The sequence below is a fragment of the Nocardia sp. NPDC019323 genome, assembly GCF_044389845.1.
Taxonomy (GTDB): domain Bacteria; phylum Actinomycetota; class Actinomycetes; order Mycobacteriales; family Mycobacteriaceae; genus Nocardia; species Nocardia implantans.
Genome location: NZ_JBIRYN010000002.1, coordinates 80,359 through 97,909, shown reverse-complemented (window position 1 = coordinate 97,909; position 17,551 = coordinate 80,359). Strand labels below are relative to the sequence as shown.

The following is a 17,551-nucleotide window of genomic DNA, read 5'->3' as shown; positions in this document are numbered from 1 at the left end:
GGTCGCCCTTTTCGTGCGTCTACGGCGTCTATCGATGCGGGTCGCCCGCGGTCGCGAACAGGCCCTCCAACGCCGTGATGAAGAACGGGAAGTGGCTTGCGAAGCGTTGCAAGTTGCGGTCGCGTTCGAAGCCGCCGAACCAGTAGAGGCCGGGTTGCGCGTCGGCCGAGGGATCGAGGTCGCGGAAGACGCGGATCCAATTGTCGGCACGCGCGCCGAGCACCGTGAACGGCAGGGCGCGGGAGAACACCGTCTCCTGGTCGATCGGCGGGATCTGTTCGCGCCGAATGTTTTCCAAGCCACGCTGCAACGCGCGGATCTGCCGGGCGAGTTCCAGGCCTCTGGCCGTACGCACCGGCAGGTACTTCGGTGCGAGCAGGGTCGCGACACCGCCGAGCGCGATGGCGACACCGACCAAGGCGTGTCCGGAAGTGAGCGCGAGCGCCACGGTCACCGCGACGCCGGCGGCCACCAGCGCCCCACCGAGCCACACCGCGAGCCCGGGACGGCGGCGATCGAGGAAAGTGCCGCGGGCGACGGCGTCGGCGATCATGGCGGCGCGGACCGGACCGGAGGCAACGCGCCCCGGCTTGCGCAGCTCGCCCAGTGTCACCGCGTCGGCGCCGGAGGGCAGCAAGGCCTGGTAGACCGCCTTCTCGTAGTCGCGCAGCTGATCGTCGGGCGTATTCACCCGGGTGATCCGCCAGTCGCTGTCGCTGAGCGGCGCGATCCGGATGTACCGGCGCACCGCGAGATCCACCACCGTTGCGGCGATGTCGACCGGATCGACAAATCCGTCCAGCAGCAGACCGGCCTCGCCGGGCAGCGCCCCATCGGGGGAGGTGAACTGCACTCGATCGCCTTCGCGCAGCAGCGGGTCGATCGTCTCCGAACCACCGCCCACGATCGAGTCGTTGCGGCGGGCGCGCAGCGCGAAGGCGACCAGCCCCGCCAGCGCGAGCAGCAGCACGCCGAACGCGACGAGCACCGGGGCGGTGATCGCGAACGCGCCCGCGTCGTCGCCGCCGCGCACGTCGGCGTTGCTCGGCACGGTGCCGGGCGGCAGCTGCAGCGTCAGGTCGATCGCGTCGCCCTTGTGCAGGTCGGTCTGCTCGAGGAAGAGGACGCCGTCGGACTCGATCTTGACGTCGGCACACGGCCTGGTGTTGCCGGGCGGGCCGAGTTTGCAGTCCACGATGCCCATTTCGAAGCTCGGGCTGATCAGCGAGGCGCTGATGGACGCGATGTCGGCGCCGAGCACGCCGAGCCAATGGAACACCTGAGTGCCCGGCGCGTCGCTGACGGTGTTCCGCACGGAGTACTGGAAGGTGGACTCGCCCGGCCGCGCCTCGATGGTGAACTGGTCGTTCGCGACGGTCGCGGTCCCGGCGCCCTCGGTGTTCACATCGGTGACCCGGAAGACGCGCTCGGCGTCGTCGCTCACCTTCAGCCGCAGTGGAAGCGACATCCGGAACGATCCGTCCGGCGGCACCGAGATCTGTTCGACGACTTCGAGGACACCCTCGCGATTCAGCTTCAGATCGGCGGTGATGGTCACGCCGTCGGGCACGGGCTCGGCCTCGGCGACCGGGGCCGCCGCGAACATTGCCGCGACGGCGAGAAGCAGCGCGCCTAGGGCGGCCCCCCGAAAAGTCAGCATGGCTGCCTACTCTAGACAGCTTGCTATCCTGCGTCAGCGGCTGTCGGCGATCACTGAGACGAGGGGGTACGGGGGCGTGACACAACCACCGTACGGACACGGACCGGTCCCGCACCAGGGGCGTCCGGTTCCTCCGCCGCCCGGCTACGGTGCGCCCCATGGACCGCGTCCCGGTTACGGTCCGCCACCTGGATACGGCCCGCCTCCCGGTTACCGTCCGCCGCCGGGATATGCCCAGCCCGGTTACGGTCCGCCACCCGGTTACAGCCCTCCGGTCCCGCCGCCGATGCCCTATGGGCCGCCCGGTCGGCCTCCCTACCCGCCGCAGCGCAAACGCGGTGGCGGCGGATGGGTGGCGCTGCTGGTCGTCGTCGTTTTCCTGGTCGCGGCGGGGCTGGTGCGCAACGCGATCTCGGTGGGGCGCGGCGACAGCGACGCGTCCGGCCCGCGTCCAAGCTTCACGTTCGACGCCCAGCCGGACGGCGCGACCGGTCCCTCGGAGACCGGTGCCAACCCGCTGCTCACCGATCCGAGCGCGACACTCGTTCCGGCGCGGTGCGATTACTCGCCGTGGGGCACCCAGGTCGACGCCGCCCGCAAGTTCTTCGAAAGCGCCGCGTCGTGCCTGGAGTCGGCATGGAAACCCGTGCTGCGCAAGGCGAACCTGCCGTTCCAGCCTCCGGCGCTGAACGTCAGCGCGACCACGGCGGGCATCACCACACCGTGCACCGGCTCGACCAGCAATTTCGCCGCGTTCTACTGCCCGGCGAACAAGACCATCTACATGCCGATCAGTCAGTTGCAGACGGAGTACTTCAAGGACAACTGGGTGGTCTACCTCTCGGTGTTCGCGCACGAGTACGGACACCACGTGCAGGCGATGTCCGGCATCTTGCGCAAGGCCAACAGCGAGCGGGCCGACGCCGGACCGCGCACCGCCAAGGGACTGGAATTGTCCCGTCGAGTCGAATTGCAGGCCAATTGTTTCGACGGCATGTACCTCTCATCGTCGTCGAAAGGCGGCTCGCTGACCGATCCGCAGCTCACCGCGGCCCGCAAGGACGCCTATGGGCGCGGCGACCAGGCCGGGGACATGCGCGACCACGGGACCGCCGAGAACGGCGGTCAGTGGTTCGAGACGGGCTTGGACAAGAACCGTGCGGCGCAGTGCAATACGTTCACCGCGTCGGCGAGTTCGGTGAGCTGACATGGGCCGCGCGGTGTGCGGCCGGGCCATGCCGTGATCCTCGCCAGCCCGTTGCTGCTGCCCCGGCGCGAGGATTCCGCACCCGCACCCGTCCTTCGTTCCGGGAGACGGTCTCCAGCGCGAGCATCGACGCTGGTGATGGCTTGCCGAGGCGGTAGAGCGCCCACGTCGACGCCCCCGCCCATCGCTACGGCTCGCTGAGGGCGGAAGCCCGTGGCGGCCGAACGAACCATCTCGGATCGACGAAACCACAACGGCGAGTGAGGATCGGCAACCGTTTCGGCGAAACCAGGCGGCACACTGCGAACAGGTGATCGCGCCGCCGGTTCGGGTACTGACCGCCAGTCAGGACTTCGGATCGTCCTCCACCGCGCGATCGGTGTGCGGACGCCCGAGGTGACCTTCGCCGAGGCGGCGGGGCGCGTGCCCGTGCACTCCTTCGGCGTACGCCGTCTCGGCGTGCAGGGCGAAGTCGATCCCGGCGGTCTCGTCCTCTTTGCTGACCCGGAAGCCGACGAGCCGGTCGATGCCCTTGCCGAGCGCGAACGAGACGCCGAAGGCGTAGGCCGCGACGACCAGCACCGCCACCAGTTGCTTGCCGAGCTGGGCGAGTCCACCGCCGAAGAACAGGCCGTCGACGCCGCCGGTCATCACCGCGGTGGCGAGCAAGCCGATCAGCACGGTGCCGACCACACCACCGGCGAAGTGCACGCCGACCACGTCGAGCGAATCGTCGTAGCCCGCCCTGAACTTCCAGCCCACCGCGAACGAGCAGACCACGCCCGCGGCCAGCCCGACCAGCACCGCACCGAGGGTGTTGACCGACCCGCAGGAGGGAGTGATGGCGACCAGCCCGGCCACCACGCCGGAGGCGGCGCCGAAGGTCGTGGGCCTGCCGTCGCGGATCTGCTCGACCGCCAGCCAGCCGAGCATGCCGAGGCAGCCGGCCACCAGTGTGTTCAGGAAGACGGCGGCGGCGAGACCGTTGGCCGCCAGCGCCGAACCGGCGTTGAAGCCGAACCAGCCGAACCACAGCAGGCCCGCGCCGAGCAGCACGAAGGGCAGATTGTGCGGACGCATGGCATCGGTGCGGAACCCGATGCGGGGGCCGAGCACCAGCGCCAAGGCCAGGGCCGACGCGCCGGAGGCGATCTCCACCACGAGGCCGCCCGCATAGTCCAGCGCGCCGAAGCGGGCGAGCCAGCCGTCCGGGCCCCACACCCAGTGGGCGATCGGCGCGTACACCGCCAGCGCCCACACCGGTACGAAGATCATCCACGCGGAGAACTTGGCGCGGTCGGCGATGGCGCCGCTGATCAGCGCGGCGGTCAGGACGGCGAAGGCGAGTTGGAAGGTGACGAACAACAGCTCGGGCACCGAGCCGTGCACCGAACTCGGATCGATGCCCGCCATGCCCAGGTGATCGAGGCCGCCGATCAGGCCGCCACCGGCGTCGGCGCCGAACGCCAGGCTGTAGCCGAAAAGTAGCCAGATCACGGTGACCAGCGGAATCGCGATGAAGTTCATCATCAGCATGTTCAGCACGCCGGTCGAACGCACCATCCCGCCGTAGAAGATGGCAAGGCCGGGGGTCATCAGCAGGACGAGCGCCGTGCTGATCAGCAGCCAGGCGGTGGCCGCGGGGTCGATGGTCGATGACACGGGGTTACTCCTTCGGCGCGCGTGCGCTGCGAGGTTACCGAATGGTCGCTCGCGGGCCGACGGCCGATCGGTCAAGGGGAGGGTCGGTCCTCGCGAATACCCCGCAGCCACGCCGCCACGGCGTCCGGTGTGGGCGGATCCGCGCCGACCAGGTCGAGCACGGTGTAGCCGATGCATGCCGCGCCCATCACACGTGACGCGGTCGCTTCCGCGTCACCCCAGGGCAGGAAGGGTTTGGCGAGCAGCAGGGAGGCGATGCCGTGGCCCACCGACCACAGTTCCAGCACGATCGGCAGCGGGTCGCGCGGCGCGATCGTCCCCTCGTCCATGCATTTGCGCACCGTGGCCGCGAAATGCTGGAAAGCCCCGCTGGTGAGGACCTGGTCCACCGCGCCTCCGGTCTCGGTGGGCGCGGTCGCCAGCCGGTACTGCTCGGGATGCTCGAGGGCGAAGCGGATATACGCCATGCCTTGGTCGTGCAGCTGGGTCAGCGGGGAGGTCGAGGTGTCGGTGGCGGCCCGCATCGCGTCGGCGAGGTCTTCGAAGACCTGGGCGACCACCGCCTCGATGAGCTCGTCCTTGTCGGCGAAGTGCCGGTAGATCGACGGCGCGCTCACCCCGACCAGCTTGCTCACCGCCCGGATCGAGACGGCTTCGGCGTGCCCGGTCCTGGTGAGCAACTCGGCGGTGGCCCGCAGGATCTCCTCGCGCAGCTGGGCTCCGGAACCGCGGGGCGAGCGCGGTCGCCTGCCACCGATCATGCGCGGCCCGCGGTTTCCAGCGGGCGTGCGGCGGCGTCCTCCTCGCCTTCGGTCAGCCCGATCTTGGCGTGCAGCCGGGCCAGCGGGGCGGGCGCCCACCAGTTGGCCGGTCCGAGCAGGCGCATGAGCGCGGGCGCGAGTAGGCCGCGGATGAGCGTGGCGTCGGCCAGCACGGTCAGCGTGAGGCCGAGGCCGAGCAGCTGCATGAACGACACCTTCGCCGTCACCAGGGCGCCGAGCACGATGGCCATCAGCACGGCGGCGGCGGTGAAGATGCGGCCGGTGCGGGCAAGGCCGATCGCGACCGCGCGGGTGTTGTCGTGCGTGGCCAGCCACTCCTCGCGCACCCGCGACAGCAGGAACACCTCGTAGTCCATGGACAGGCCGAAGGCCAGGCAGAACATCAGGATCGGCATGGTCGGCACCAAGTAGCCGACCGCGGTGAAGCCCAGCAGGCCGGACAGGTGGCCTTCCTGGAACACCCACACCATCGCGCCGAACGCGGCGGCCAACGACAGCGTGTTCAGCACGAGCGCTTTGATCGGCAGCACGACGCTGCCGGTGAACAGGAACAACACGACGAACGTCGCCAGCGCGATCAAGGCGGCGGCGAGCGGTAGCCGGGCGGCCAGTGCCTCAAGCGAGTCGGCGTTGGCGGCCGCGGCGCCGCCGTAGAGCGCGTCGCCCGGAGCGGGGATCGCCCGGATCGCTTTCAGCTGCCGGTCACCGGCGGGCGAGAAGGGATCGAGCTTGGTCGCGACGCTCAGGTAGGTGCCGGTGTCGTTGCTCATTCCGGGCGGCGGCGGCGCGACTCGCGCGCCGGTCACGTAGACGCCCGCGGCGGACAGCACCGCAGGCACGCCCTGCACCTTGGACAGTTCCGCGGCGTATCCGCCCAGAGCCGCGCTGTCGCCGCGATAACCGTCCAGCACGATCGTGGTGCTGGCGACCGGATCGGCCTGCGGGAACTCGGTCCGCAGGGCGTCGCCGACCTGGCGGCTCGCGGCGGAGTCCGGCAGCACCCGGTCGTCGGGGTAGCCGAACTTCACCGAAAGGAACGGCGCGCCGAGCGCGAGCAGCAGCGCGATGATCGCGACCGCGACCGGCGCCGCGTGCCGCATCACCCATTCGGCCAGCCGGTACCAGCCGGTGTCCTCCGGCGCCTGCGGGCCGGGCGCGGGCGCGCCGCGACCGAACAGGCGACGCAACGGAGCGCGCAGGTCGAGTGAGTTCACCCGATGGCCGAGCAGCACCAGCGCCGCGGGCAGCACCACGATCGACGCGAGCGCGGCGGCGGCGACCACCGCGACGCCCGCGTAGGCGAAGCTCTTGAGGAAGTACAGGTCGAACACGCTCAGCACGGCCATCGACAGCGCGACGGTGAGCGCGGAGAACAGCACGGTGCGCCCCGCGGTCTGCACGGACCGGACGGTGGCCGCGGCCGGATCCAGGCCGTTGGCGAGTTCCTCCCGGAAGCGGCTGACGATGAACAGGCTGGAGTCGATGGCCAGCGCGAGGCCCATCGCCGTGGTCATGTTCAGCGCGTAGATCGAGACGTCGGTGAACAGTGTGAACATGCGCAGCAGCGCCAGCGTCGCCAGGATGGCGAACACCCCGATGGCCAGCGGTAGGGACGCGGCGACCAGGCTGCCGAACACCAGGACCAGCACGATCATCGACAGCGGCACCGCGACGCCCTCGGCGAGGGCGAGGTCGCGGGTGGTCTGCTCGGTGACGTCGTGATAGATCGCGGCGATGCCGCCCTGCCGCACCGTGATGCCGTTCGCCTCGCCGGCGAATTGCCGTTCCAGTTCGCTCGCGGTCTGTTGCACCTGGGTCTCGTCGCCGTCGATGTAGGCGACCACCAGGGCGCTCTTGCCGTCGGTGCTGCGCAACGCGTTCGCCAGCGGCTGCGGCGTGGTCCAGTACGACTGGACGCCTTGCACATCCGCGCGGGATTTCAGCGCGTCGGCCAGGCCGGCGCCGACCGCCTTCGTGGCCGGATCCTCCGCACCGGCGTCCGAGCTGACCAGCAGGACGAAGTTGGGCGCCGCGCCGGCGAAGTTGTCCGCGATCAGTCGGGCGACACGGGCGGACTCGGCGTCCTCGGAGGTGAACCCGCCGGATTTCAAGTGCGCGGGCGCGGTGGCGCCGAAGACGCCGCACAGCACGGCGACGGCGAGCGCGGCGGCCAGCACGGCGCGCGGAGATCGGGTGATGAATCGGGCTATCCGGGTCAGCATCGCGGCTCCGCTCGCTAGGTTAACGGCGTTAGAGTAACGCCGTTAACCTATGGTGTCGACTGCCACGGTGCGCCCGAGGTCAGCCGCGGGACTTGCGGATCGCCCGCAGACCTCTTCGGCCGGGCACGGGAAGGTCGTCGCGCATCTCCACCCACTCCGCGGTGGTCAGCCACAGTTGCTGCGCACGAGCGTCTGCGGTGTTGTGGAAGATCCGGCGGCCCCGGTCGTCCCGCAGTTCTTGGGCGACCACCGACCAGCGCGGCGGACGGCCGTGTTCGGCCTGGTAGTCCGCGAGATAGGTGGCGATCGCCGTGCCGATGGTGTTCACGGGACGCAGCGAGACCCGATTGCCGTACTGGGCGGCGTAGAAGCGCCGCCCGGCGCACAGGGACCGGGGATTGGCGTTGGAGGCGATCCACCCCGCGCGCTGGGCCCGCTCGATGAGCCAGAGGTGTTTGACCGCCGACGGCGCGATATTGCCGACGCGGGTGCGGATCAGCGTCATGATCTGCTCGGTGCACAGCACGTCGCGGCGGGTGGGGCCGTAGCCGTGCGCGGTCCAGTGCGCGTCGGCGAGTTTGGCGAGCACCCGGCCGAAGTCGTCGATGCTGCGCTGGGCGCGGCGGCCGAGACGTTCGATGCGCTCGGCCTCGCGGCGCATCTCGTTCTGCGCGGTCAGCGTGCGGATCGCCGCCATGGTGGGCACTTGGCCGCGTTCGAGGAGTTCGAGGATGGCGGCGGCGGTGGCGGGATCGGCGGCCGCGGTCACCGGCAGCGAGTCGCGCTTGATCGCGAACTCCTGGGGACTGATGGCGCGGCTCAAGAGGGCGACGGCGGAGCGGTCGCCGGCGAAATCGGTGCTGGACAGCCAGGCAGCGGCGATGTCGTCACACGACACGGTGGACAATCCTCCGGTGGAAGTGGGGGAATTGGCGCTGGTCACCCGTGGGCCGAGCTTTGTTGGTTGTGCCCCGGTCGGGATGAGGGACCGGCCGGGGTCACCAACCTGATGAAGGTTTGGCTACCGAAGTTGCCGTCTGCCACGTTAGCCAGACGATTGCGTCTATGTCACCCATGGTGACGGTTTCGTTATTTCCAAAAAGTCGAGGTAAATCGGGGTGTGAGTCCATCTTTTCCGGCCCAGCCGGGATGCCGCGGCGGGTGCGTCCGGTATTCGCCCGTGCAGCATGAGCGATAGCTCTGAGGTTGCTGTTATGCATATCCCGGTCGGCCACTGAAGAAGACAGTGCGTCTGTTGTGACGTGCATCACATTCCTGGGGTCCGGTGGGCCGCTGACCGGGGCGGTAGGCGGGAATGTGCATTGTCGGTGGTCGCCGGTAACCTCTGGCCGTGGCTCTGTACCGGAAGTACCGACCGGCAACGTTCGCTGAGGTGGTGGGTCAGGAGCACGTCACCGACCCGCTGAGTACCGCGCTCGACACGGGGCGGATCAGTCATGCCTATCTGTTCTCCGGTCCGCGCGGCTGCGGCAAGACGTCCTCCGCGCGCATTCTCGCCCGCTCGTTGAACTGCGTGGATGGGCCCACTTCGACGCCGTGCGGCACCTGCCCGTCGTGTGTGGCGCTCGGGCCGGGCGGCCCGGGCAACCTGGACGTCATCGAACTCGACGCCGCGAGCCACGGCGGCGTCGACGACACCAGGGAATTGCGCGATCGCGCCTTCTACGCGCCCGCCGAGTCCAGGTACCGCGTGTTCATCGTCGACGAGGCGCACATGGTGACCACGGCGGGATTCAACGCGCTGCTCAAGATCGTCGAGGAGCCGCCGGCCCACCTGATCTTCATCTTCGCGACCACCGAGCCGGACAAGGTGCTGCCGACCATCCGTTCGCGCACGCACCACTATCCGTTCCGGCTGCTGCCGCCCGCCACCATGCGCGGGCTGCTCGGGCGGATCTGCGAGCAGGAGCACGTGCCGGTCGAAGAAGCGGTGTACCCCTTGGTGATTCGCGCGGGCGGCGGTTCGCCGCGCGACAGCCTGAGCGTGCTGGACCAGCTGCTCGCGGGCGCGGGCCCCGAGGGCGTCACGTACGCCCGCGCGGTCTCGCTGCTCGGCGTCACCGACGTGGCGCTGATCGACGACGCGGTCGAGGCGCTGGCCGCCGACGACGGCGCCGCGCTGTTCGGCACCGTCGACCGGGTGATGGAGGCGGGTCACGATCCGCGCCGTTTCGCCGCCGACCTGCTCGACCGCTTCCGCGACCTGATCCTGCTGCGAGCGGTGCCCGACGCCACCGAACGCGGCCTGGTCACCGGCCCCGGCGACGTGCTCGACCGGATGCGCGGCCAGGCCGAGCGATTGGGTTCGGCCACGCTCACCCGTTACGCCCAGTTGCTGCACGAAGGTCTCGGGGAGATGCGCGGCGCCACCGCGCCGCGACTGCTGCTCGAAGTCGTCTGCGCGCGCATGCTGCTGCCCTCGGTGTCGGACGCGGAATCCGCCACCCTGCAACGGCTGGAACGGCTCGAACGCGGTCTGGCCGGTGGTTGCATCGCGCCGGCTTCCGCCGCGTCGTCCGCTCCCGCGCCGTCATCGGCGGCCGGTGCGCCGTCGGAACCGCCGCGTCGCCGGGGCGCTGAGGCGCTGGCCGCGATTCGTCGCGAGAACCGCGGCCAGTCGGGAGGTGCGGCTGGAGCTGGTGGCGGCGCTCCCGCGAGCGGTCCGTCGCAGAGCGGTGGTCCAGAGGGGCCGGTGTCCGCCGCGGGATCGTCCGCTGACGCCGCTGAGCGCTCAGCGCAGGTCGGTGACGGGCCAGTGCGCGGCGCGGCAGGCTCCGGTGTCGCGGCGCCAGGTAGTGGACCCGGTGCCGGTGGCGGGGAACCCGCGAGTCGGCCGACGCCTGCCGGTGGTGCGCCCTCCGCAGCCTCGATCGCGTCGGCTGCGGGGGCGGAAGGCGGCACGGATCCGGTTGTTCCGGTTCTGGAACCGGAGTCCGCTGCGCTCTTCGACAGTGGGTCGGCCGGGAGGATGTCGGCGGGAGGGTCGAGCGCGACCGCTGAGCCGAGTGCCTCGACGGTCGGGACGGCCGACGCGCCAGGCTCCATGCCCGCGCCCTTCGGGCCGGCCGGTGACGCAGCGAGCCGCGCAGACTCTCCCGAATCGGCAGCGGCGCAACGTCCTTCCGACGCCGGGCGGCCGTCGGCGCAAGCAACGGGTTCTCGGGTCGCGGGCGCGCAGGCAGCGTCGCCTACCGCCGATCTGGCCTCCCGGCGTGATCAGGGTGCTGCCGACTCCGGTGCGGGGTCGCCTATCGGGGCCCGGCGTGATCACGGCGACGCCGACTCCGGTGCGGCGCGGGATGCCGCGGCCCGGGGCGATCAGGCCGTCGAGTCTTCTGCCGCCCGGGCTCCTGTCACCGGGCAGGCCGACCGGGATCGATCCGGCGCACCGGCTGCCAACACGTCCGCGCCGGAGCCTGCCGACGGGCCCGCTCCCGTGCCGAGCGGTGATCTGTTGCGCGAGGTGGAATCCGCGTGGGCGGACATTCGCGCCAAGGTGCGTGAGTTCGGCGCGGCCGTGCAGGCGATGCTCGCCGGTGCGTCGGTCGCCCGGGTGGAGGGCGAGGTGATCGTCTTCGCGCACCAGCACGCGCCGTTGGCCCAGCGCCTGTCCGATCCGCGCAATCTCGAGGCGGTCCGGTCGGCGGTGCGTGCCGTGCTCGGCCGCGACCACGAGGTGCGCTGGGAAGCGGGTGGCGCGCCGCAACGGCCGGCCCCGGCTCCCCGATCGGGCGCCGCCGCGAACCGGACCCGCGGGCAGGCGGCCAATCAGCCGGGACGTGAATCCGGCAACGCGGCAGGCCGCGGAACTGCCGCGCCCGCGCCTCGCTTCTCCCGCCCGAGCCAGGCGAAGAACGCCGACAAGGCGGGCGGCGCGGGGCGTTCCCGGCCCGGCGGCGCCGATCAGCGCCCGTATCCGGCGGACGACGACATCCCGCCGCCCGACTACCCCGACCTACCCGACGACCCGGGCCCCGCGGACTATCCGCGCTACGACGCCGCGCCGAGTGCGGACGTCGCGGCCGCCGACCTGGAATGGGACCGGGCCCGGGTCATTCCCGCCTCGACCCCGGAAGAGGAGCAGGAGATGATGGCCGCCGCGGCCGATCCGGTGGCTCCCGGCGACCGGCGCGACCCGGACGAGGTCGCCCTCGAATTGCTGAAGAGTGAGCTTGGTGCCACACGGCTGGATGGTTGACAACCACCGCTCTCACGACGTTAAGTTAACCGGAGTTCGCACTCCACGGTAGTATGGACGGGTAGCCGGGAGCTTCGGTACGCCGACGTTCTATGGTATGCCCAGGCGTACGGGCGACCTGGCCGTGCGTTCGTCCTTGCCTGCCTGGTTTTGTACAGCGTTAGGAACGGTCGGCCGCAAGGCCGGTCGGCGAGGTCAGCCGCAGCCATACCGCACCCGCGGTGTCGCCGCATAGGAGCGCTCGGACGGACGAACGTACCGGCCGACCGCACAGGAGCGCTCGGACGGACGAACGTCCGGCCGCCGCAATTGAGGAAGGAACACTCCATGACCACAGAGGCCTACATTTACGAGGCCATCCGCACTCCGCGCGGCCGTGGCAAGAAGAACGGCTCGCTGCACTCGGTCAAGCCGATCGACCTGACTGTTGGTCTGATCCAGGAACTGCGCGGCCGCTTCCCCAACCTCGACGAGGACCGGATCTCCGACCTGATCCTCGGCGTGGTGGCGCCGGTCGGCGACCAGGGCGCGGACATCGCCCGTACCGCGGTCACCGTGGCCGGCCTGCCCGACACCGTCGGCGGCTTCCAGCTCAACCGCTTCTGCGCCTCCGGCCTCGAGGCGGTCAACCTCGCCGCCCAGAAGGTGCGCTCCGGCTTCGACGACCTGGTCATCGCCGGTGGCGTCGAGTCGATGTCGCGCGTGCCGATGGGCTCCGACGGCGGCGCGTGGGCGCTGGACCCGGCCACCAACTACGACACCTACTTCGTCCCGCAGGGCGTCTCCGCGGACCTGATCGCCACCATCGAGGGCTTCAGCCGCGACGACGTCGACGCCTACGCGGTGCGCTCGCAGGAGCTGGCCGCCAAGGCCACCACCGGCGGCTACTTCGCCAAGTCGATCGTTCCGGTCAAGGACCAGAACGGCATCGTCGTGCTGGACAAGGACGAGCACATGCGCCCCGGCACCACCGCCGAGGATCTGGCCAAGCTGCAGCCCTCCTTCGCCGTGATCGGTGAGATGGGCGGCTTCGACGCGGTGGCGCTGCAGAAGTACCACTTCGTCGAGAAGATCAACCACGTGCACCACGGCGGCAACAGCTCCGGCATCGTCGACGGCGCCGCGCTCGTGCTGATCGGTTCGGAAGAGGCGGGCAAGGCCTCCGGCCTGACCCCGCGTGCGCGCGTCGTCGCGACCGCCACCAGCGGCGCGGACTCCACCATCATGCTGACCGGCCCGACCCCGGCCTCGAAGAAGGTGCTGGCCAAGGCGGGCCTGACCCTCGACGACATCGACCTGGTCGAGATCAACGAGGCGTTCGCCTCCGTGGTGCTGAAGTTCCAGAAGGACCTGAACATCCCGGACGAGAAGCTGAACGTCAACGGCGGCGCCATCGCGATGGGCCACCCGCTCGGCGCGACCGGCGCGATGATCACCGGCACCATGGTCGACGAGCTGGAGCGCCGCAACGGCCGCTACGCGCTGATCACCCTGTGCATCGGTGGCGGCATGGGCGTGGCCACCATCATCGAGCGGGTCTGAGCCCCAACCGACAGCTGAGAATTCACGCGGCGTGAGCGTCAGGCCCGGAGGCGGCAGCCTGCGTAACCACGTAGGGCCGCGAACGCCGCCAATTCACTTAGGAGACACAGAGCTGTGAGCGAAACCAACATGATCGGTTGGGAGCAGGATTCGGACGGCATCGTCGTGCTGACGATGGACGACCCGAACCAGGGCGCCAACACGATGAACGAGCTGTACAAGAAGTCGATGACGGCCACCGTCGACCGGCTGGAGGCGGAGAAGGACAACATCACCGGTGTCGTCCTGACCTCCGCGAAGAAGACCTTCTTCGCCGGCGGCGACCTGAAGAACATGATGAAGGTCGGCCCGGACGACGCCCAGGCGCTGATGGAGGAGCTCACCGAGATCAAGAGCGCCCTGCGTCGCCTGGAGCAGCTGGGCAAGCCGGTCGTCGCCGCGATCAACGGCGCGGCGCTCGGCGGTGGCCTGGAGATCGCGCTGGCCACCCATCACCGCATCGCGGCGGACGTGCCCGGTTCGCAGATCGGTCTGCCCGAGGCCACCCTCGGCCTGCTGCCCGCGGGCGGCGGCATCATCCGCACCGTGCGCATGCTCGGCCTGCAGAACGCCCTGATGCAGGTGCTGCTGCAGGGCCAGCGCAACAAGCCGGCCAAGGCCAAGGAGATCGGCCTGATCGACGAGCTGGTCGGCTCGATCGAGGAGCTGGTTCCCGCCGCCAAGGCGTGGATCAAGGCCAACCCCGAGGCCGGCGTGCAGCCCTGGGACAAGAAGGGCTTCAAGATCCCCGGCGGCACCCCGTCCTCCCCGGCCTTCGCGGCCAACCTGCCCGCGTTCCCCGCGAACCTGCGCAAGCAGATCAAGGGTGCGAACATGCCCGCGCCGCGCGCGATCATGTCCGCCGCGGTCGAGGGCTCGCAGGTCGACATCGACAACGCGTCGCTGATCGAGTCCCGCTACTTCGTGCACCTGCTCACCGGCCCGGTCGCGAAGAACATGATCCAGGCGTTCTTCTTCGACCTGCAGACGATCAACAACGGCGGCTCGCGTCCGAAGGACGTGCCGAAGAAGGAGATCAAGAAGGTCGGCGTGCTCGGCGCGGGCATGATGGGCGCGGGCATCGCGTACGTCTCCGCGAAGGCGGGCTACGAGGTCGTGCTGAAGGACGTCTCGATCGAGGCGGCCGAGCGCGGCAAGAACTACTCCGAGAAGATCGAGGCCAAGGCCCTCTCCCGGGGCAAGACCACCGAGGAGAAGTCCAAGGCGCTGTTGGACCGGATCAAGCCGACCGCGGACGCGGCCGACTTCGCCGGCGTCGACTTCGTCATCGAGGCCGTCTTCGAGAACACCGAACTCAAGCACAAGGTGTTCCAGGAGATCGAGGACATCGTCACCCCCGACGCGCTGCTCGGCTCGAACACCTCCACCCTGCCGATCACCGGTCTCGCGACCGGCGTGAAGCGCCAGGAGGACTTCATCGGCATCCACTTCTTCTCGCCGGTCGACAAGATGCCGCTGGTGGAGATCATCAAGGGTGAGAAGACCTCGGACGAGGCGCTGGCCAGGGTGTTCGACTACACCCTCGCCATCAAGAAGACCCCGATCGTCGTCAACGACAGCCGCGGCTTCTTCACCTCTCGCGTGATCGGCACCTTCGTCAACGAGGCGATCGCCATGCTCAAGGAGGGCATCGAGCCCGCCACCATCGAGCAGGCCGGTCTGCAGGCGGGCTACCCGGCCGCGCCGCTGCAGCTGTCGGACGAGCTGAACATGAAGCTCATGCAGAAGATCGCCAAGGAGACCGAGGAGGCCGCCCAGTCCGGCGACACCACCCTCGGCAGCAAGCGGCACCCGGCGCAGGACGTCATCGACTACATGGTGGCCGAGGGCCGTCCGGGCCGCCTGGAGAAGGCGGGCTTCTACGAGTACGACGAGAACGGCAAGCGCACCGGTCTGTGGCCCGGCCTGCGTGAGCACTTCAAGACCACGGCGGACTTCGGTGTCCCGCTGCAGGATCTGATCGACCGCATGCTGTTCGCGGAGGCGATCGAGACCCAGAAGTGCTTCGACGAGGGCGTGCTCACCTCCACCGCCGACGCCAACATCGGCTCGATCTTCGGCATCGGCTTCCCGGCCTGGACCGGTGGTGTGCACCAGTTCATCGTCGGTTACCCCGGTGGCCAGGAGGCCTTCGTGGAGCGCGCCGACTACCTCGCCAAGACCTACGGCGAGCGCTTCGAGGTTCCGGCCTCGCTGCGCAAGTAGTCGCGCGACGCAAACGCAGCGGCGAAGCCCGCCATCGCTTTTCGCGGTGGCGGGCTTCCGCTGTGTTCCCGCCCGTGAATCTTCGCGTCCGTTCGGCGCGATAAGTTGGCAGACGTGCCGAGACGTAGTCGCCATGCTCTGATCGCCAGTTGCGCCCTCGCGCTCGCCTCGGCCCCGGTGGCGGTTGCCGATCCGGGGGCGGCGCCATCGGTGCGCTTGCTGGGCGAGCAGGTCGTCGCATCGGGCGTGAATTTCGCAGGCACCGCCGTCGGCGGCCTCTCCGGCATCGATTACTCGCCGCGTACCGGCGAATTCGTGCTGATCAGCGACGACCGATCGAACAAGAACCCCGCGCGGTACTACACCGCGCGCTTCGAGGTGGGCGAGGGCGGAGTCGGGCCGGTGACGTTCACCGGCACCCGGCCGCTGCTCACCGCGGCGGGCGTGCCCTACGCGCCGATGTCGGTGGACCCCGAGGAGATCCGGGTGGACCCGTGGGCCGGCGATTACTACTGGACGCAAGAGGGTGAGCGGGACGGCGCCGTGCTGCAGGACCCGTCGGTGCGGATCGCGCACCCGGACGGCTCCTACGCCGGTGAGCTCCCTATTCCGGAGAACGAGCGGATGCTCCCCGGCTCAGGGCCGCGCCAGAATCAGGCGCTGGAGGGCGCGACCTTCCTCGCGGGCGGCACACTGTTCGCCACCGCGACGGAAGAGTCGCTGCTGCCGGACGGTCCTGCGGCGACTACGACGAGCGGGTCTCTCACTCGGATCACCGTCCAGGCTCGATCCGGGCCGGTGCTGGCCCAGTACGCGTATCCGCTGGACCCGGTCTTCGCCGAGTCGCGGCCGGAGCCAGGTCGCGGATCGAACGGGATCGCCTCCATCCTCGCCGCCGATCCGCTCGACCCCGCGAAAGTGCTTGTGCTGGAACGATCCTTCTCGCCGGGGACGCCCAACAAGATCCGCCTCTACGAGGCCGACCTGAGCGCCGCGACCAACATCATCGATGCCCCGATCGGCGCGGCTCGCCCGGCGGCCAAGCGGTTGCTGGTGGATCTCGACGACGTCGGACTCCCCGCCGTCGACAATGTCGAGGGCATGACCTGGGGTCCGCGCCTGCCGTCCGGCGAGCGGACGTTGGTGCTGGTCAGCGACGACAATTTCGACAGCCGCCAGATCACCCAGGTCATCGCCCTCGCGGTGGCCTAATCCGTCGGCCGCAGCTGCTCGGCGGCGGCCTGATACGCGGCGGCCGCCCTGGTGAAGTAGTCGAACAGCACCTCGCGCTGTTCGGGTGTGTAGCCGCCGATGATCTCGCCGATGCGCTGCCGCGCGGGGGCGAGCACCTCGTCGAGATCGGCGGGCTTGCCGATCAATTCGACGATCACCTTGCGACGGTCGCCCGGGACGGGTGCGCGGCGGACATAGCCCGCGTCCTCCAAGCGGTCGATCAGCCGCGTGGTCGGGCCGGTGGTCAGTCCGCTGCGCGCACCGAGTTCGCCCGGCGTCATCGGGCCGGCCAGTTCGAGGATGTTGAGCGCGTAGAGATCGGTGGCGCCGAGATCGACCGCCCGCGCCCCCGCTTGTCCGTGCAGCATCACCGCGCTCAGATAGCGCCGGTAGACCTCGCTGGCGTCCGAGCGGACGCCGCGCGCCGCGGACTCCTGGCCGGGTTCAGATGTCGACACGGTTTCCTCCGCACCTAACGTCTTCTTTCGTAAAGAGAGTTCTGTAAAGAAGAAAGCTCTCCTAAGAAGTAACCTATCATGGGCGGCGTGCTTGGCCCCAACTGCTCCGGGCATCCGCACGGGTAGACCCGACGTGGCGATGGTCACACTCGAGACGGCACTCGCAAAGGTGCGCCGGAGCGTCCTTTTCGCGCTGGTCAACGAGTTCCGATCGGAACGATCGGCGGCGCGGAACACGCGGACGCGGAACACACCCGACCTGTTCGGAAACGTCACCCGCGTGATACCGGGCCGCGCTACG

The 17,551-nt window shown here is 69.7% G+C and carries 11 protein-coding genes; 5 read left to right on the top strand and 6 right to left on the bottom strand.

Translation table 11 applies throughout. The features are described from left to right. Window positions 1-28: 28 nt before the first annotated feature. Window positions 29-1,660: a DUF2207 family protein gene (locus ACH49X_RS07915; protein ID WP_357207025.1), complete on the bottom strand. Its 1,632-nt coding sequence runs from the start codon at window positions 1,658-1,660 to the stop codon at window positions 29-31. A gap of 286 nt (window positions 1,661-1,946) precedes the next feature. On the opposite strand from ACH49X_RS07915, the gene ACH49X_RS07910 reads away from it, so the two are divergent. Next, window positions 1,947-2,867 carry a neutral zinc metallopeptidase gene (locus ACH49X_RS07910; protein ID WP_357207023.1) on the top strand — a complete coding sequence of 307 codons (921 nt, stop codon included), beginning with the start codon at window positions 1,947-1,949 and terminating at the stop codon, window positions 2,865-2,867. A gap of 345 nt (window positions 2,868-3,212) precedes the next feature. On the opposite strand, the gene ACH49X_RS07905 is transcribed toward ACH49X_RS07910, so the two are convergent. The 4 genes from ACH49X_RS07905 to ACH49X_RS07890 all read right to left on the bottom strand — a co-directional run bounded on the left by ACH49X_RS07905 (window position 3,213) and on the right by ACH49X_RS07890 (window position 8,476). Next, the gene (locus ACH49X_RS07905; RefSeq protein WP_357207021.1) at window positions 3,213-4,529 is read right to left on the bottom strand and encodes an ammonium transporter; all 1,317 of its coding nucleotides are present in this window, start codon (window positions 4,527-4,529) and stop codon (window positions 3,213-3,215) included. Window positions 4,530-4,600: 71 nt separating this feature from the next. After that, entirely contained in the window at window positions 4,601-5,290 is a 690-nt protein-coding gene (locus ACH49X_RS07900; protein ID WP_195079792.1) for a TetR/AcrR family transcriptional regulator, read from the bottom strand. Next, the gene (locus ACH49X_RS07895) at window positions 5,287-7,533 is read right to left on the bottom strand and encodes an MMPL family transporter (protein WP_357207019.1); all 2,247 of its coding nucleotides are present in this window, start codon (window positions 7,531-7,533) and stop codon (window positions 5,287-5,289) included. Before ACH49X_RS07895 ends, ACH49X_RS07900 begins: the two co-directional genes overlap by 4 nt. Window positions 7,534-7,612: 79 nt before the next feature. After that, window positions 7,613-8,476 carry a hypothetical protein gene (locus ACH49X_RS07890; protein ID WP_324722332.1) on the bottom strand — a complete coding sequence of 288 codons (864 nt, stop codon included), beginning with the start codon at window positions 8,474-8,476 and terminating at the stop codon, window positions 7,613-7,615. 408 nt (window positions 8,477-8,884) lie between these two features. Here ACH49X_RS07890 and ACH49X_RS07885 point away from each other — a divergent pair, with 408 nt between their 5' ends. The 4 genes from ACH49X_RS07885 to ACH49X_RS07870 all read left to right on the top strand — a co-directional run bounded on the left by ACH49X_RS07885 (window position 8,885) and on the right by ACH49X_RS07870 (window position 16,771). Beyond that, window positions 8,885-11,752 (top strand): DNA polymerase III subunit gamma and tau, encoded by a 2,868-nt coding sequence (locus ACH49X_RS07885; protein WP_357207018.1) that lies wholly within the window; start codon window positions 8,885-8,887, stop codon window positions 11,750-11,752. A 327-nt stretch (window positions 11,753-12,079) separates the two neighbouring features. Further along, the gene (locus ACH49X_RS07880; RefSeq protein ID WP_195079794.1) at window positions 12,080-13,294 is read left to right on the top strand and encodes an acetyl-CoA C-acetyltransferase; all 1,215 of its coding nucleotides are present in this window, start codon (window positions 12,080-12,082) and stop codon (window positions 13,292-13,294) included. A gap of 114 nt (window positions 13,295-13,408) precedes the next feature. Next, window positions 13,409-15,559 carry a 3-hydroxyacyl-CoA dehydrogenase NAD-binding domain-containing protein gene (locus tag ACH49X_RS07875; protein WP_323124471.1) on the top strand — a complete coding sequence of 717 codons (2,151 nt, stop codon included), beginning with the start codon at window positions 13,409-13,411 and terminating at the stop codon, window positions 15,557-15,559. A gap of 114 nt (window positions 15,560-15,673) precedes the next feature. Further along, on the top strand, window positions 15,674-16,771 hold the full coding sequence (locus ACH49X_RS07870) for an esterase-like activity of phytase family protein (protein WP_357207016.1): 1,098 nt from the start codon (window positions 15,674-15,676) through the stop codon (window positions 16,769-16,771). Here ACH49X_RS07870 and ACH49X_RS07865 read toward each other — a convergent pair. Continuing rightward, a complete protein-coding gene (locus ACH49X_RS07865) occupies window positions 16,768-17,250 on the bottom strand; it encodes a MarR family transcriptional regulator (RefSeq protein ID WP_357207014.1) in 483 nt (160 codons plus the stop codon). The genes ACH49X_RS07870 and ACH49X_RS07865 overlap by 4 nt on opposite strands. Window positions 17,251-17,551: the final 301 nt, after the last annotated feature.